Source organism: Nostoc parmelioides FACHB-3921 (assembly GCF_014696625.1).
GTDB lineage: Bacteria > Cyanobacteriota > Cyanobacteriia > Cyanobacteriales > Nostocaceae > Trichormus > Trichormus parmelioides.
On the sequence record NZ_JACJQL010000024.1, the window covers coordinates 38,982 to 53,766 of the forward strand.

16 protein-coding genes are annotated in these 14,785 nt (G+C 40.5%); 9 read left to right on the forward strand and 7 right to left on the reverse strand.

What is annotated here, in order from left to right; translation table 11 throughout:
* Positions 1-121: 121 nt before the first annotated feature.
* Positions 122-766: a Uma2 family endonuclease gene (locus tag H6G14_RS16700; protein WP_190568472.1), complete on the forward strand. Its 645-nt coding sequence runs from the start codon at positions 122-124 to the stop codon at positions 764-766.
* 247 nt (positions 767-1,013) lie between these two features.
* On the opposite strand, the gene H6G14_RS16705 is transcribed toward H6G14_RS16700, so the two are convergent.
* From H6G14_RS16705 to H6G14_RS16720, 4 genes are all read right to left on the reverse strand, one after another.
* The gene (locus tag H6G14_RS16705) at positions 1,014-1,583 is read right to left on the reverse strand and encodes an REP-associated tyrosine transposase (RefSeq protein ID WP_190568473.1); all 570 of its coding nucleotides are present in this window, start codon (positions 1,581-1,583) and stop codon (positions 1,014-1,016) included.
* Between the two features lie 314 nt (positions 1,584-1,897).
* On the reverse strand, positions 1,898-2,023 hold the full coding sequence (locus H6G14_RS16710; protein ID WP_190568519.1) for an SUMF1/EgtB/PvdO family nonheme iron enzyme: 126 nt from the start codon (positions 2,021-2,023) through the stop codon (positions 1,898-1,900).
* 191 nt (positions 2,024-2,214) lie between these two features.
* Positions 2,215-4,017 carry an SUMF1/EgtB/PvdO family nonheme iron enzyme gene (locus tag H6G14_RS16715; RefSeq protein WP_190568474.1) on the reverse strand — a complete coding sequence of 601 codons (1,803 nt, stop codon included), beginning with the start codon at positions 4,015-4,017 and terminating at the stop codon, positions 2,215-2,217.
* Position 4,018: 1 nt separating this feature from the next.
* Positions 4,019-4,411, reverse strand: coding sequence for a Pepco domain-containing protein (locus tag H6G14_RS16720; RefSeq protein ID WP_190568475.1), 393 nt, complete (start codon positions 4,409-4,411; stop codon positions 4,019-4,021).
* A gap of 156 nt (positions 4,412-4,567) precedes the next feature.
* On the opposite strand from H6G14_RS16720, the gene H6G14_RS34040 reads away from it, so the two are divergent.
* Entirely contained in the window at positions 4,568-4,696 is a 129-nt protein-coding gene (locus tag H6G14_RS34040) for a hypothetical protein (RefSeq protein WP_277884319.1), read from the forward strand.
* Here H6G14_RS34040 and H6G14_RS16725 read toward each other — a convergent pair.
* Positions 4,668-4,931: a helix-turn-helix transcriptional regulator gene (locus H6G14_RS16725; protein WP_190568476.1), complete on the reverse strand. Its 264-nt coding sequence runs from the start codon at positions 4,929-4,931 to the stop codon at positions 4,668-4,670. The two genes, H6G14_RS34040 and H6G14_RS16725, sit on opposite strands and share 29 nt — an antisense overlap.
* 167 nt (positions 4,932-5,098) lie before the next feature.
* Here H6G14_RS16725 and rsmA point away from each other — a divergent pair, with 167 nt between their 5' ends.
* The 3 genes from rsmA to H6G14_RS16740 all read left to right on the forward strand — a co-directional run bounded on the left by rsmA (position 5,099) and on the right by H6G14_RS16740 (position 7,328).
* A complete protein-coding gene (gene rsmA / locus H6G14_RS16730; protein ID WP_190568477.1) occupies positions 5,099-5,914 on the forward strand; it encodes a 16S rRNA (adenine(1518)-N(6)/adenine(1519)-N(6))-dimethyltransferase RsmA in 816 nt (271 codons plus the stop codon).
* A gap of 139 nt (positions 5,915-6,053) precedes the next feature.
* The gene (gene ispE / locus H6G14_RS16735; RefSeq protein WP_190568478.1) at positions 6,054-7,007 is read left to right on the forward strand and encodes a 4-(cytidine 5'-diphospho)-2-C-methyl-D-erythritol kinase; all 954 of its coding nucleotides are present in this window, start codon (positions 6,054-6,056) and stop codon (positions 7,005-7,007) included.
* A gap of 3 nt (positions 7,008-7,010) precedes the next feature.
* Positions 7,011-7,328 (forward strand): DUF3082 domain-containing protein, encoded by a 318-nt coding sequence (locus H6G14_RS16740; protein WP_010997382.1) that lies wholly within the window; start codon positions 7,011-7,013, stop codon positions 7,326-7,328.
* An 81-nt stretch (positions 7,329-7,409) separates the two neighbouring features.
* On the opposite strand, the gene H6G14_RS16745 is transcribed toward H6G14_RS16740, so the two are convergent.
* Positions 7,410-8,276 (reverse strand): response regulator transcription factor, encoded by an 867-nt coding sequence (locus H6G14_RS16745; RefSeq protein ID WP_190568520.1) that lies wholly within the window; start codon positions 8,274-8,276, stop codon positions 7,410-7,412.
* A 1,552-nt stretch (positions 8,277-9,828) separates the two neighbouring features.
* Here H6G14_RS16745 and H6G14_RS16750 point away from each other — a divergent pair.
* The 3 genes from H6G14_RS16750 to trpC all read left to right on the forward strand — a co-directional run bounded on the left by H6G14_RS16750 (position 9,829) and on the right by trpC (position 13,521).
* On the forward strand, positions 9,829-12,015 hold the full coding sequence (locus tag H6G14_RS16750) for an anthranilate synthase (protein ID WP_190568479.1): 2,187 nt from the start codon (positions 9,829-9,831) through the stop codon (positions 12,013-12,015).
* 138 nt (positions 12,016-12,153) lie between these two features.
* Positions 12,154-12,399, forward strand: a complete 246-nt coding sequence (locus H6G14_RS16755) for a HetP family heterocyst commitment protein (RefSeq protein WP_190568480.1) — start codon at positions 12,154-12,156, stop codon at positions 12,397-12,399.
* A 279-nt stretch (positions 12,400-12,678) separates the two neighbouring features.
* Positions 12,679-13,521 (forward strand): indole-3-glycerol phosphate synthase TrpC, encoded by an 843-nt coding sequence (gene trpC / locus H6G14_RS16760; protein WP_190568481.1) that lies wholly within the window; start codon positions 12,679-12,681, stop codon positions 13,519-13,521.
* Positions 13,522-13,765: 244 nt separating this feature from the next.
* Here the strand turns inward: trpC and H6G14_RS16765 are convergent, their stop codons facing one another.
* Positions 13,766-14,236: a tetratricopeptide repeat protein gene (locus H6G14_RS16765; protein ID WP_011321551.1), complete on the reverse strand. Its 471-nt coding sequence runs from the start codon at positions 14,234-14,236 to the stop codon at positions 13,766-13,768.
* 298 nt (positions 14,237-14,534) lie between these two features.
* Between H6G14_RS16765 and H6G14_RS16770 the strand changes: the two genes are divergently transcribed.
* A complete protein-coding gene (locus tag H6G14_RS16770; protein ID WP_190568482.1) occupies positions 14,535-14,711 on the forward strand; it encodes a hypothetical protein in 177 nt (58 codons plus the stop codon).
* Positions 14,712-14,785 lie beyond the last annotated feature (74 nt).

The following is a 14,785-nucleotide window of genomic DNA, read 5'->3' on the forward strand; positions in this document are numbered from 1 at the left end:
CGCCTACGTTACTTTAGTGTATTCAGCCAAGTTTCTAAGCCTGCACTCAATTTTTGTTTAAATAATATCACGCCAGTATCTTTATCCTTTAAAATAAAGCCATGAGATTTAGGTTAAGCCTATGACTGCAAGATTGCTGACACCACCGGATGAAATCATTCACTTGTCGGGGATAAGTTGGCAAACTTATGAAACACTTTTGTCCGAGTTGAGCGATCGCCGTCTGCGGTTGACTTATAATCGTGGCTATCTAGAGATTATGTCCCCATCCCCAGAACATGAAAGATTTAAGAAAGTTGCAGGGCGTTTTGTTGAGACAATTGCTGAAGAACTAGACATACCCATAGAACCATTGGGTTCAACTACCTTCAAGCGTCCTGAGGTGAGTGGTGTAGAACCAGATGAATGTTTCTACATTCAAAATATTGCTTTGGTTCGGGGAAAGAAACGACTGGATTTAACACAAGTTCCAGCACCGGATTTAGTCGTGGAAATTGATGTTACTAGTAGTTCTCAAAGTCGTCTCCAGGTTTATGCAGATTTGGGTGTAGCAGAAGTTTGGATTTATAACGGGGAATCTTTGGTAATTAAGCAATTAGAAAACAACTCTTATATTACTTGCCAAACAAGTCAATTTTTCACAAATTTACCTATTCCAGAAATTGCTGGATTTTTGCAACAAGCTGAGATAATTGATTATTTGGAGTTAGTAAAGCTATTTCGTGATTGGGTGAGAAATCAGGTAGAGAAGGTACAGAAATACTAAGAAGTTTCCCCTCTTTTTAAGCAGGTGGATAATAGTAGCAGCGAGAAACCGAGAAACTGGGTTTCTTTTAGGTTTACCCAAAAATATCTGTTTGTAGGACGAGAAATCGAGAAACCGGGTTTCTTTTAGGTTTACCCAAAAATATCTGTTTGTAGGACGAGAAACCGAGAAACCGGGTTTCTTTTAAGTTTACCCAAAAATATCTGTTTGTAGGACGAGAAACCGAGAAACCGGGTTTCTTTTAAGTTTACCCAAAAATATCTGTTTGTAGGACGAGAAACCCGGTTTCTTTAGAAGATTCTACAAATAGACGGTAACTGTCTAATGAAACAAAGTGCTGCAAAACTTTATCATTTTTGATGATCTCACGATTGTGTAGCATTATATATTCTGAATAGCTGGAAAATTCCCAGTCTTGAGGATTTTTCACTAAATTGGCATTAACCGGATTTAAATGAATGTATCGAGATAGATGCAATAAATATTCATTACTATCTATGTGTATAGACTGAAAACGCCCTTGAAACAACGAACCCACTCTCTTAAAACGTTTATTTATAGCTTTTGTATAAGCAAGCATAAACGGCTGCATTAAGTTTGATAAATTATCTGTGTTTAGGTAAACCAATAAGTGATAATGATTTGGCATCAAGCAGTAAGCAACTATTTCTACACCCTTATTCACAAGGTGTCTTTCCATGAGACGTAGGAAGAATAGGTAATTTTGACGCTCAAAGAATATCGCTTTGCGGTTATTACCTCGATTGTAAATGTGGTAGTAGTTTCCTGCTTGGAACTTTACATCACGAATTGGCATTTGCTTAGATAATTCTTTTGATTACAGTTATATCTTTGCCAATTAGCGAGCGTCTAGCAGCGAAACCCCAGCGAGAAACCGGGTTTCTTTTAGGTTGACTGCGAAAATAGCAGTTTGCAGCACGAGAAACCCGGTTTCTTTAAACGAATGGTGAAATATTATTGAGTCGGACAAGTGTTCGGTTTTGCAACCTACCAACCTATCCAACCCGGTTTTATATTTGGAGGTCGTCACCTTCCTCGCTGGGACAGGTCTGGACTCCCTAATGTGCGCTCGATAAATTCCCACTTACCGACTCTGACTTTGGGGCGTACTCACAGAATAGCCACCGCGACAACACGAAAACCAACATTGTTGTTCCGATTCGCGCGCGCGTTTCTGTTGCGATTAGCACAGCGACAGTTCCTGGCATCGGCGAACCACGAACCGCCACGCAGCAGCTAACGTTAACCTAATCCCATGCTCAGATTCTTAATTAATTGAGAAATCTGATTGTATATAGTGTATATTGGTTAGTAGGCAGAAATAGCAAATTTTAAAAAAAGATCGTTCCGCTTCGCTACACTAACAAAGGGTAAAGATTAAGAAGTGTAAAGTGGAAAAGGGCAAGAGAGAAAAGGGCAAGGAATCCTCACAGAATAGCCACCGCGACAACACGAAAACCAACATCTCTGTACCGACTCGCGCGCGCGTAGGTGAAGCGATCAGCACAGCGACAGAATCTGGCATCGGCGAACCACGAACCGCCACGCAGCAGCCTCATGTTATTATCTTTACCAGTAAGCCACGCACTTCCATCTATCGGCGCGCTTTGGTAATTATTATTATATACATCTTCGCACCATTCATATACATTACCACACATATCGTATAAACCGAAAGAGTTCGGCGGAAATTCTCCTACATTTGTTGTTTCCTGACGGTATTTACCTTTTGGTGCTGCACCGTAGGGATAGTTACCGTCATAGTTAACTAAATCTGTGGTGATGGTTTCGCCAAAATAAAATGGTGTGGTTGTCCCTGCACGACAAGCATATTCCCATTCCGCCTCGCTTGGTAGTCTGTAGGTTCTTCCTGTCTTCTGGCTCAACTTTTTACAAAACTCCACCGCATCATCCCAACTGACTTGTTCTACAGGTTTTTCATCGCCTTTGAAGTTAGCAGGATTTTTCCCCATAATTGCTCGATACTGCGCCTGGGTGACTGCATATTTCCCCATGAAGAAACCGGGGACTGTCACCTGACGCTGGGGACTTTCATCTGAGTCTCGGTCTTTCTCGCTTTCCGGTGAACCCATTGTAAATGTTCCCCCTGGTATCTGCACCATTTCCAAGGTGACACCATTCCCCAAGTCTTCTGCAAAATATTTTGCTGTCCGGTTTTGGCGGTTGGTGATTTTCCCTTGTGCGTTTACCGTCACCACTTCAAATTGAAAAGTAGGGACTTTAGGGACTGGGGGTTCAACTGTAGATACTCCCTTACCAGAGTTGCCAGAATTAGAATTTGATGAAGATGTTACTGGAGTTTCCCCACGACCTAACCGTTCACGCTCAACCGCAATTTTTTTAATCGCCTCGATTGCATCTGCATCTTGTCCTGAAGCCGCAGCTAGTACCCGAATCCATAATTGTTCTGCTAAATCTAGATTACCTTCATCTTTTGCGCGATAAGCATCAATTTTGAGTGTGGCAATATCAGCTAAAGTTGCATATTTAGGTACAAGTATCAGATGGGATTTATTTATAGGTTCAGCAATCACATAAGGAGTTTGTCTTCTATTTTGATGCTGACGCACAATTTCCGGTACACGCGACTTGAGATACTGATTCAACCTTTCCACGGTGGCGCATTTACCTTTAATCCCTAACCCTTCTATTAGTGCAGTGGTAAAAGCACCCTGTTGTAAGGCTGGTATTTCGTAAGAATATTCATGAGGATTACAGGAAAAAATACTGATAACCCCTTGTTCACGGGCTGTTTCTGCGGTCTGTCCCCCAATACCTTGACCATTTTTTTGACCTTCATTGCGACAAGCATCTAAAATTAACACCACATTATCCGCACCACAACGACGCAGGCGTTGAGTGACAAAATTAATGGAAATGGCTGTTTCTTGAATGTCATCGGGATTACCATCGGAAGGCATGAGATAATCACATCCATCATGGCGCATCCCATGACCACTAAAGAAAAACCAGAAGTTATCACCCGCACCCATAAAGGATTTGTCAAATACCTTTATTAACAATTGCCGTAAGTTAGCGCGGTTAGGGCGGTTTGATTCTACCCCATCAGTGTAGAAGAACACCTCATCAAACCCCGCTTCCTTACGAAGAAACTCCTGCATTAACTCTGCATCCCGCTTGGCATAGTTTAGGGGTTGCAACCAATCATACTGGTTAACTCCAATTGCGATCGCCCAATTTTTCGCCATCTTACCTTGGTTCTTGTCGCCTAAATGTCAGTGTAATTGCACCTTTTGAGCCTGCTTTCACGCCGTTACCAATTAACTTGACTTGACCTTCGCCGCTAATTTCTACTGATAACTCAATTTCTTCTAGCTGTAACCCAGGGTTGTTGTTGGCTTGCTGTTCTGCACGATTAAACAAACCCCCTACTAGTTGCAGAAAGTGTGTCATGTTCTTTTCTAAGTCTTGCGCTTTGACTGGGGAAGCATCTTCTACGCCTTTAGGGATAAGTATTTTTTCGAGCATTTTGTCTGCTAAACCGTGTGTATTACTACTTGCGCCTTTAGAATTTCCAGGGGGGGAGGTTTCTGGTGCTTCGCCTGTGACTATCCAAATAACGTCTGAGGTTGTGTCTGTCATATTGCACTGGGTTTTTTAGTATCTTCGCATAAATATATGTATAAGAGGGATTATCTCACGCAGAGGCGCAACGAGAGAGATGGCGAATGGCGATCGCTGGTGAGAGGTATTCTAGTAGGATGAGTGATTAGCGATCGCTGCAATTGACTAAAAACTATGCAAGAGCCAACGGCAGGGGAAAATTTATATTTAGTTATTATCAATGAATATCGGATTGTTTATCACATCCAAGAACAGGATTTATTAATTACCGTCACTAAGGTTGCTCGTTCTCAAGATTATTAAATTTTAGGGCGTGGTATATCTCCCTATTTGCTTGTAGGTTTACCCATAGTTCTGCTAACTTTAACACCGTGCTTGGTGTGATTCTATGCTGTTGATTTACCAGTTCATTTATATGCTCATTGGGACTATTAATTATTTGAGCAAGTTCATCTGGTAATATTCCCAAAGGTTCTAAAAAATCTTTGACTAAAGTTTCCCTGGTATGGGTAGGAGGACGATATTTTGGTAGTCTCATTGCTAGTTAGCTTCAGGCGATCGCATCAAATCAAATATCACATAAAATACTTAATGTCAATATTAAAATCCATGAAAAGCCCGAAAAACTAGCATAAAAAAGTAAGCAAAAAGTAAGAAATGATTTTTTTGTGAAATGCCCAGATTTAGATATAGCAAGGAAAATTAATGGTACGACCGCGCAAGCTGTTTGCTCAACATTGGCTCAAAAGTGAGAAGGCACTCGACGCAATTGTGAAGGCGGCAGAGTGTAGTACAAATGACCGCATCCTAGAAATCGGCCCCGGTACAGGCATTATGACTCGCCGTTTATTACCTTCAGTACAGTCTTTAGTTGCAGTAGAAATAGACAGAGATTTATGTGAACTGTTAGCTAAACAATTAGGAAAGAAAGAAAATTTTTTATTGTTACAGGGAGATTTCCTGACAATAGATTTAGCCGCAAATTTAGGATCATTTCCGAAGTTTCAAAAGCCAAATAAAGTAGTTGCTAACATTCCTTACAACATTACCGGGCCGATAATAGAAAAACTATTAGGAACAATTGCTAATCCTAACCTCGAACCATTTGATTCCATAGTATTGCTCATTCAAAAAGAGGTAGCCGAAAGGTTATATGCTAAAGCTGGGTCACGCACATTTGGAGCATTATCGGTAAGGGTACAATATTTAGCTGATTGTGAATTTATCTGTGATGTCCCTGCGAGTGCATTTCATCCACCACCAAAAGTAGATTCCGCAGTTGTCAGATTGCGTCCTCGACAGATAGAAATTCCTGTTAATGACCCAAAACGACTAGAGAATTTGGTAAAGTTAGGATTCGGTGCGAAACGTAAAATGCTACGGAATAATTTGCAATCGGTGGTAGACCGCGATCGCCTGAGCCAATTGCTGGAACAATTAAATATAAACCCCCAAGCCAGAGCTGAAGACATCAGCACTCAGCAATGGGTAGAATTAACCAACTTGTTGGGAGTAGAGTAATTTTAGATTTTGGATTTTAGATAAAAGTCAAATCCCAATCCCCAATCCCCAATCCCCAGCAAAAGTCAAAAGAAAAAATCTTCTACCTTTTTACTTTTTACTTTTTACTTTTTTGTCCCCAGTCCCCAATTCCCATTCCATGCGTTCCTACAAATTAATTGCTCCCGCCAAAATTAACTTGTATCTAGAAATCATCGGCGACAGATCCGATGGTTATCATGAGTTAGTGATGATATTGCAAAGTATCGACCTAGCCGACGAGATTGAAATACATTCCCTCAGCAGTGAAACTATCCACGTTCATTGTAACCACCCACAAGTTCCCACAGACAAAAGTAACTTGGTATATCGCGCCGCCGAACTGATGGTGAAAAGATTTCCTGAAGCCTTCACTAAACATGGGGGTGTAGATATTACCGTTCACAAACATATTCCTGTCGCAGCTGGCTTGGCTGGAGGTTCAACTAACGCCGCAGCTGTGTTAGTTGGGATAGATTTACTTTGGAACTTGGGACTAACCCAAACAGAAATAGAAGAGTTAGGCTCTACTCTTGGTTCCGACGTACCATTTTGTGTGGCTGGTGGTACAGTCATCGCCACAGGTAGGGGAGAACAACTTTCCCCCTTACCGAGTTTAGATCATATATATATAGTATTGGGCAAATATCGCAGCTTGGAAGTTTCCACCGCCTGGGCATATAAAAACTATCGTCAAGAATATGGTAGTACTTATCTTAGAGATACCAATGACTTAGCCTCCCGCGCCGCCGCAGTTCATTCAGGTGGTATAGTTAAGGCGATTGTAGAAAAAGATGCTGTAGCGATCGCCCAAAAACTGCACAATGATTTAGAGAAAGTAGTATTACCTTCCTATTCCCAAGTTTTACACCTCCGAGAATTATTTGCATCTCAACCAGGAGTTATCGGAACCATGATGTCCGGTTCCGGGCCTTCAGTGTTTGCTTTGTGTACATCTCAGGAACAAGCAGAAAAAATTCAGCAGCAAGTAAGACAAACAATTCCCGACGAAGATTTAGAATTATTTGTAACTCGCACAATTACACATGGGATTCAAGTTGTGGGTAATGGGTAACTTATGAACAACGAAACTCAACAAACAGATACATCAGGACAAGTTCCGCCTACGCCGTTACGCTGTATAACAGGAGCAGGTATTTCTGGCGGAATGGGATATGCTTTGTATTTACTCATGATATCCATCGCTACAACTTTTGCCAAAAAACCCATCCACTCTGATAATCAGTTAGTTATCAGCTTGACCTCTGCTGTGCGTACCTTGGTAGTTGGGATAGTCGCCTTGGGAACAGGGATATTTGCTATAGTGACAATTGGTTTGTTAGCATTAGCCGTACAACTGTTAGTGCAGCAGTTGATAAAACCTAAAAGTAATTAAAGGGTATAAATGTTTGAAACCCCTACACCCCTATACCCTTACACCCAGTCTCAACAGACAATCTGGGTGCGTAAGTCCTAATTAACTCCGGCCAGTCAATAAGCATTTTTCCGATTGAGGACAAGCAGCAATCAGTTGTGGCTTCAGATTTCTACCAGACTGGAGCGATTGTTGCTGTTTCCTCCAAGCTTTGGGAGGTAAACCGTGATGTTGACGGAATTGGCGAGAGAAATGACAAGCATTTTGATAACCCAGCGCTGTCGCAATCTGTTCGATGGTTTTGTTACTATTCCTCAGTAGAGGGCGCGCTGCGGCCATTCGCCGTTTGAAAATCCAGCCGTTCACAGTATCCCCCGTTTCTCTCGCAACTCTACTAGTTAGATAAGCCGGTGAATAACCAACCGCAACAGCCACATTTGATAATGTAATTCCTTGATGATAATGAGCTTCAATATAATCAAAAACTTCCTGAAGGTGGGGAATAGAGGGAAAAATTGCTTCAGAGTCTACAGCTAGGGATTCGGTAAGTTGATGAGATTTAGTTGCATACCAATACCTGAGTAAAGCTTGCTTTTCTAAACGAATAGCGATCGCTTTGAGTATATCCTCTATAGTAGAAGGCTTAGTAATATAGTCATCAGCTCCCAACTCCATACCCTTGCGAAGACCGGCTGTATCATGGTTTCCAGTGAGAAAAATGAAGGGAATAATCGCCGTCAGAGGATCTTGGCGTAGAACATTTAAAACATCGTAACCATCCATATCAGGCATCATAATATCGCAGATAATCAAATCTGGTAAATATTTTTGTGCCTGTTGAATACCAGCCACACCGTTTTCAGCTGCTATACCATCAAAACCTCTAGCTTCAAGCACCGCTAAAAAGAGATTGCGACTATCGCTATCATCTTCAATAAGAAGGATTGTTTTCGATGATTCGTTTGCCATTTTTCCATCACTAAGATTGGTGGTCATTTCAGTTACCAATAGCAACTATCAGCCATATTGAAAAACTGGGAACTTCCAGATAAAAAATATCCAAAATTTAGGGTGCGCTACTTGCGAGAAAACCTAGCTGTATCAAGAAATTATTCATACTGACGCACTCTAATAACCGTCAATTGGAATAATTTATTTTTTGGTGTTTCCCTAAACCAAAGGTAGAAACCACCGATTAAATAGTCGTAAAACGCTTAAGGCTCCAATTAGCATATATATTTACTTGATTTCTCTAAAGAGATGGAAAAATTAATATTAAACTGAAATTACGATAGGTTGCCTACAAAATTTCTCAAGGGCTTAGAAGTAATTTGTCTTCGTCGATAACAAGTAGTAATATTACAATCCTGTAGATAATCTATTATCTAACAAATAAATTTTTAGCTCCTAAATTGGATATTTTACTATTTTAATTTATATCGGATTTAACTATATAATAGCAGTCCAAGTCATCTGCCTGGAGGAGTACCTTATCTTCCCATCATCTCTCTGAGTAGTTATCGCTTATCTCTCGAAAGAAGTATAAAATGTTAAGTTATTTTGTAACCAAATATACATTTAACCCCGAATTAGCCTTGTTTAGCCACAAGTACGACAACTACTACGAAAGGTTAATACCATCCTAATAAGCTGATTATAGTTTCACAAAAAAAATGTAACCTCTCCAATATGCTCTAATTTCATTGGAGAGGAAACAGCGTATAATTTATCTCTTTAATCGAGTACTAAATATTCAATAGTTGACTCACAAGCATCAACAGGCATAAAAATTTTGCTGAGAAAGAAAAGAATATATCAAGTTTAAATTTTTCGAGCAGTACTATATTTTTATGTCTTAGATTATTGGTAACAAAATCAATAATTGATGATTGCTAGGGTAAATAATGATGCTCACAGCATAAGTTTTTTTCTAGGAGAATATGAAACCTAATATAAGTCTGGTTGTATAAGTAGAAATAATTGCAGATTTACAAAAAGATAGAAATTTTTATTTTTTATTTGGCGTTTAAATGGTATTATTTTACTCCGATGCACATTATTTATATAATAAAGTTAAAAAAAAGCCAGTAAATTTAAATAAAGAAAAAAGAGATATGTCTATCAAAAAATTGATCATATATCTACTGTCAAAGATTGAGTAATCTTAGCAAAGAAGTTGCTTCTGCAAAACGGTTCATTTTTAGGGGCGGGTTGAACTAGATATTTATTAAGCAGATAAAAATGCTGACTGGTTAAATTCACCCCTATTTTCAAAAATAGCGATCGCCTACAACCGACCGGAAAAAGTCCAACTTTTACCTGTGGTTGAGCATTTGCAAAGGCTTCTGTAGGAAATGTTTTGTGCTGTTTCTCCTATGCTGTAGTGTCAAAATCTTCTTTTGGAGATAGTGAAATTGGTTTGATTGTTGGATGATGGGTTACACCCCTCAATCAGCGATCGCCAAAAGTAGGGCGAACCGTTCGCGCTATACTCCCTCCAACACACAGAAAAGAAAAGACAATGAATTACTATACACTTGCTTACACAACCCTTGGTAACGTGCGCGTATCTCGTAGCACAACCGAGGTGAAGATGGACACTGCACTAGATGAAATTCTCTTTCACCTAAATCAAGTACGTGGAGGTTTGTTAACCAGTAGTTACGAATATCCAGGGCGATACAAAAGATGGGCGATTGGATTCATCAATCCCCCATTACAACTGACAACAAGAGAGAACGCATTTACCATCTCTTCACTCAATCCTCGCGGACAGGTGCTACTACCAACCTTGTTCCAGCATCTATCAGCCCAGTCGCAACTACAACAAATCAGCCTCAATCATGACAACATCACAGGTGAAATTCGACCCACAAAACAGTTATTCACAGAAGAACAACGCAGTAAACAACCGTCAGCCTTTACAGTCATCCGCGAAATTCTCCAGATTTTTGCGAGTGATGAAGATGAGCATTTAGGTTTATATGGTGCATTTGGTTACGACTTAGTATTTCAATTTGAACCAATTCCCCAAAAAATTGCTCGTCCCGCAGACCAACGGGATTTAGTCCTGTATCTACCCGATGAACTCATAGTTGTAGATTACTATCTACAAAAGGCATATCGTCACCAGTATGAATTTGCCACAGAACATGGCAACACCGAGCATCTTCCACGGACAGGCCAGTCCATCGACTACCAGGGTAAACGTCTTCTACCAAACCAAACTGCTGACCATCAACCAGGAGAATATGCCAACCTAGTTGAGCAAGCACTCGACTACTTCCGCCGGGGTGACTTATTTGAAGTAGTTCCTAGTCAAAACTTTTTTACCGCCTGTGAACAATCACCCAGTCAACTATTCCAGACCTTAAGGCGAATTAATCCTAGTCCTTATGGATTTCTGTTGAATTTGGGTGGTGAATATCTCATAGGTGCATCACCAGAAATGTTTGTGCGAGTTGATGGTAGGCGAGTGGAAACCTGTCCCATTAGTGGCACTATTCGACGGGGAGAAGATGCTTTAGGCGACGCTGTACAAATTCGTCAGTTGCTTAACTCCCATAAAGATGAAGCCGAGTTAACCATGTGTACTGACGTAGACCGCAACGATAAATCGCGGATTTGTGAACCAGGCTCAGTCAGGGTGATTGGTCGTCGCCAGATTGAACTGTACAGCCACCTCATTCATACAGTAGACCATGTAGAAGGGATACTCAGACCGGAATTTGACGCTTTAGATGCCTTCTTGAGTCATACTTGGGCAGTTACAGTCACAGGCGCACCCAAACGAGCCGCCATGCAGTTCATCGAACAGCATGAACGCAGCGCCCGTCGTTGGTATGGGGGAGCAGTTGGTTATTTAGGCTTTAATGGTAACTTGAATACCGGATTAACCTTACGGACAATTCGTTTACAAGACTCCATCGCCGAAGTGCGAGTTGGTGCAACAGTCCTTTACGACTCCATTCCGTCAGCCGAAGAAGAGGAAACAATTACTAAAGCGACTGCATTATTTGAGACCATTCGCCGTCATAGCAATGCAAATAAAACCAAGGGGAACGATAGTCATCGCCCAGGGGATATCGCCCACAATAAGCGTATCCTCCTCATCGACTACGAAGATTCATTTGTTCACACATTAGCCAATTACATCCGCACCACCGGCGCAACCGTCACCACCCTACGTCATGGTTTTGCTGAATCATATTTTGATACAGAACGCCCAGACTTAGTGGTATTGTCTCCCGGCCCTGGTAGACCCAGTGACTTCCGAGTTCCCCAAACGGTTGCAGCTTTGGTAGGTCGAGAAATCCCCATTTTTGGCGTTTGTCTGGGATTACAAGGCATAGTGGAGGCTTTTGGTGGAGAATTAGGCGTGCTTGATTATCCCCAACACGGTAAACCCGCACGGATTTCAGTAACTGCACCTGATTCTGTCCTGTTTCAAAATTTACCAGCATCCTTCATCGTGGGTAGATACCATTCCTTGTTTGCCCAACCCCAAACTATACCCGGTGAACTCAAAGTCACCGCGATTTCTGAAGACAATGTAATTATGGCGATTGAACACCAAACACTACCTATAGCCGCCGTCCAATTTCACCCGGAGTCAATCATGACCCTAGCAGGAGAAGTTGGTCAGACAATCATTAAAAATGTAGTGCAGACATATACCCAAACTTTAGAAACATCAATTTGCTCTTAGTGGTAATTGGCTTCGCTGTGAGCGTCAGCCGAACGGTAATTGGGAATAAATGGAATTCTCTTCTCCATCACCAATTACCAATTACTAATCACCAATTACCAATTTTCAAACCATCAAATAAAATCATCAGGGGAAGTTATGTATCAGGAAGACATTTACAATTCACAGAATGTTAAGAAAATAAATAATGAACAAGTAGACCAAATTATTAAATCAATAATTGCCGGAAAGTATTCTTGGGCTTGCGTTTTATTGCTGCGCTACTCTGGTTATAACCCCATAGATTACATCCCGTACCGTACTTATATTAGATTACTCAAAAACAACTGTCTGGGTGGTAAAAATCAGGAAAGCAGAAATGATAATCAAGAAATTTTGATCTGAAACTAATCCAGATTAAAGTCAACTCCAACGGCAATTGATAATTCATAATTAAGCCACGCTCTACACCGAGAGAATGAGAGATAGAGAAAGGTGTACTTCAACAATAATTATGAATATTAATTTCCTGTGGCTTTGAATAACTAAATTGTGGTTGTCAGGAATTTATCTTAAATTTCTTACAACCACAAAGCTGATTTTTTGAGATTAGTCAACATAGGTTAGGGCTTTATCTACACATCCCTATACCCCTATACCCCTATACCCCTATACCCATTCATAATGTTGTATCCCAGCGCCATTAATACCAACCGTCTGCAACCAATTATTAGAGAAATTGTTTGGCAGAAAAAGCAAGAAGTTGCACAACTACACCAACAGATGTCATTGGCTTCTTTACAACGCCAATTAACTGCTGCGCCAACCGTGCGGGATTTCTTGACAGCCTTGCAGCAAAATCCTTACCAACCTAGCCTGATTGCAGAAATACAAAAAGCCTCACCCAATCATGGTATGATTCGTGCTGATTTTGATCCAGTAGCGATCGCCAAAGCTTATGAACGAGGTGGTGCAGCTTGTCTATCAGTCGTGACAGATAGTTCATTTTTTCACGGCAGTTTTGAAATTCTCCGTGCTATCCGCCAACGGGTTCCACTACCCATATTATGCAAAGAATTTATTATCGACCCCTGCCAAATTTATTTAGCACGAGCAGCAGGAGCCGATGCGGTACTATTAATTGCAGCCATTCTCACAGACAGAGAATTGAAAGATTTTTTGCGAATAATTCACTTTTTGGGGATGAATGCCTTAGTCGCAGTTCATAGTTTAGCTGAACTAGATAGGATACTAAAATTAGACGATATTCGCTTAATCGAAATTAATAACCAAAGCTTGCAAGATTTTACCACAGATATCAGTACCACCCAACACTTATTAACAGCCAGGCGATCGCATCTACAAAACTTGGGTATCACCGTTGTCAGCGAGTCTGGATTGTATACACATACCGACTTATCCTTAGTCGCGGAAGCTGGCGCAAATGCCGTAATAGTCGGAGAATCTTTAATTAAAGAACAAGATATCGAGCAAGCTGTACGTCACCTGCTAACAGGGGATAAATAATATCATGTCCTGTTGAACTCTGATTAGTAAAAACCAATTAGCAATTAGCTATTACCCATCACCACCCTGGAGAAAAATTTCTTGTAATTATCAGGAAATAGCTGGGAAGAAATTGTAGTATCAACTACTTATCTCAGCGAAACCCTGACCCCTGGAAAAACCAGGGGTCTTTATTTTACTCATTACTCTTGATTCTGGTAGTATGCCACTTGGACGTTTGAATTTTGAATCGATTCATCAAGTTTTAGCTGAGTCGGAAAGTACATTCTAAAATTAATTTTTGATTTACTAAAGAGTATGGCTGAATTTCCAAGGCACGTTTAAAAGCTTTGATGGCTTTAGCATACTTACCTAGCGCCGCGTAACATAAACCAATACCATGAAGTGCGCCAAAATGTACTGGATTGATTTGGATAACCATTTGACAATCAGCCAAAGATTTTTGATATTCCCCCATACTGTAATAGAGAAAAGCCCGGCGATTCCAAGCCTCCGCAAAATCTGGTTGTTCTTGGATTAATTGTGTGAGCATTACTTCAGCTTCAGTAATTTCCCCAGCATCCAGTAATTTTTGACTCTGATCAATTTTCTCCAACCCATACATTCCCTTTTGTTGAAACCAAATCCGCCAGAGTTTTTTTGTTGCTTGTTCCCGAACTAAAGCATCAGAATGTTTCAAATCTTCAAGTAAAGAGTTGATTGATGAAGAATCCATGAATTTTAGAATGATGTTTATCAGTAATTGTGTCCTTTTATCAAGGTATCAACTTTCGTCGGAAATTGCTTAAGTCAATTTTAAATTCCTCATAAAAATTCTTCGATGATATTGGCAAATTCAGCAATAAATATGGAATTCTTGGTATTAAGTAATACTATTGAGCCATAGATGGGCAGATGTACCCTTAAGTAGGAAGGAATTAGAACATCAAAGTTTTAAAAACAAAAACTGACTATTAGTGATTCACACATTCTCAGTAATAAATGGTTCATAAAAAAATTACAAACCGATAGTAATGATGCTGAAACCAAACAGCTTTAACGGGCGATATCGTACTTACATCCCTATTATCCGCAACCAACGGAGTGTACATTCCACAGGAGAATCATCTTCATACGCTGATCCCATTGCACATCTTTTCGCGTTGATAGTTAACTATCAACCGTCAGCAATCAACGCAGCCTACAAGTGACGATGATTTTAAACGCGTCATAGCTTACCCTAGTTCCTCTTGAGTATAAAATTAGTGAATAAGCAGACACAACC

What these genes read in the sequence shown, in the direction of transcription:
- H6G14_RS16700 (WP_190568472.1), top strand. Translation starts at nt 122, where the DNA reads ATGACTGCAAGATTGCTGACACCACCGGATGAAATCATTCACTTGTCG.
- H6G14_RS16705 (WP_190568473.1), bottom strand. Translation starts at nt 1,583, where the DNA reads ATGCCAATTCGTGATGTAAAGTTCCAAGCAGGAAACTACTACCACATT.
- H6G14_RS16715 (WP_190568474.1), bottom strand. Translation starts at nt 4,017, where the DNA reads ATGGCGAAAAATTGGGCGATCGCAATTGGAGTTAACCAGTATGATTGG.
- H6G14_RS16720 (WP_190568475.1), bottom strand. Translation starts at nt 4,411, where the DNA reads ATGACAGACACAACCTCAGACGTTATTTGGATAGTCACAGGCGAAGCA.
- H6G14_RS34040 (WP_277884319.1), top strand. Translation starts at nt 4,568, where the DNA reads ATGCAAGAGCCAACGGCAGGGGAAAATTTATATTTAGTTATTATCAAT.
- H6G14_RS16725 (WP_190568476.1), bottom strand. Translation starts at nt 4,931, where the DNA reads ATGAGACTACCAAAATATCGTCCTCCTACCCATACCAGGGAAACTTTA.
- rsmA (WP_190568477.1), top strand. Translation starts at nt 5,099, where the DNA reads ATGGTACGACCGCGCAAGCTGTTTGCTCAACATTGGCTCAAAAGTGAG.
- ispE (WP_190568478.1), top strand. Translation starts at nt 6,054, where the DNA reads ATGCGTTCCTACAAATTAATTGCTCCCGCCAAAATTAACTTGTATCTA.
- H6G14_RS16740 (WP_010997382.1), top strand. Translation starts at nt 7,011, where the DNA reads ATGAACAACGAAACTCAACAAACAGATACATCAGGACAAGTTCCGCCT.
- H6G14_RS16745 (WP_190568520.1), bottom strand. Translation starts at nt 8,276, where the DNA reads ATGGCAAACGAATCATCGAAAACAATCCTTCTTATTGAAGATGATAGC.
- H6G14_RS16750 (WP_190568479.1), top strand. Translation starts at nt 9,829, where the DNA reads ATGAATTACTATACACTTGCTTACACAACCCTTGGTAACGTGCGCGTA.
- H6G14_RS16755 (WP_190568480.1), top strand. Translation starts at nt 12,154, where the DNA reads ATGTATCAGGAAGACATTTACAATTCACAGAATGTTAAGAAAATAAAT.
- trpC (WP_190568481.1), top strand. Translation starts at nt 12,679, where the DNA reads ATGTTGTATCCCAGCGCCATTAATACCAACCGTCTGCAACCAATTATT.
- H6G14_RS16765 (WP_011321551.1), bottom strand. Translation starts at nt 14,236, where the DNA reads ATGGATTCTTCATCAATCAACTCTTTACTTGAAGATTTGAAACATTCT.
- H6G14_RS16770 (WP_190568482.1), top strand. Translation starts at nt 14,535, where the DNA reads ATGATGCTGAAACCAAACAGCTTTAACGGGCGATATCGTACTTACATC.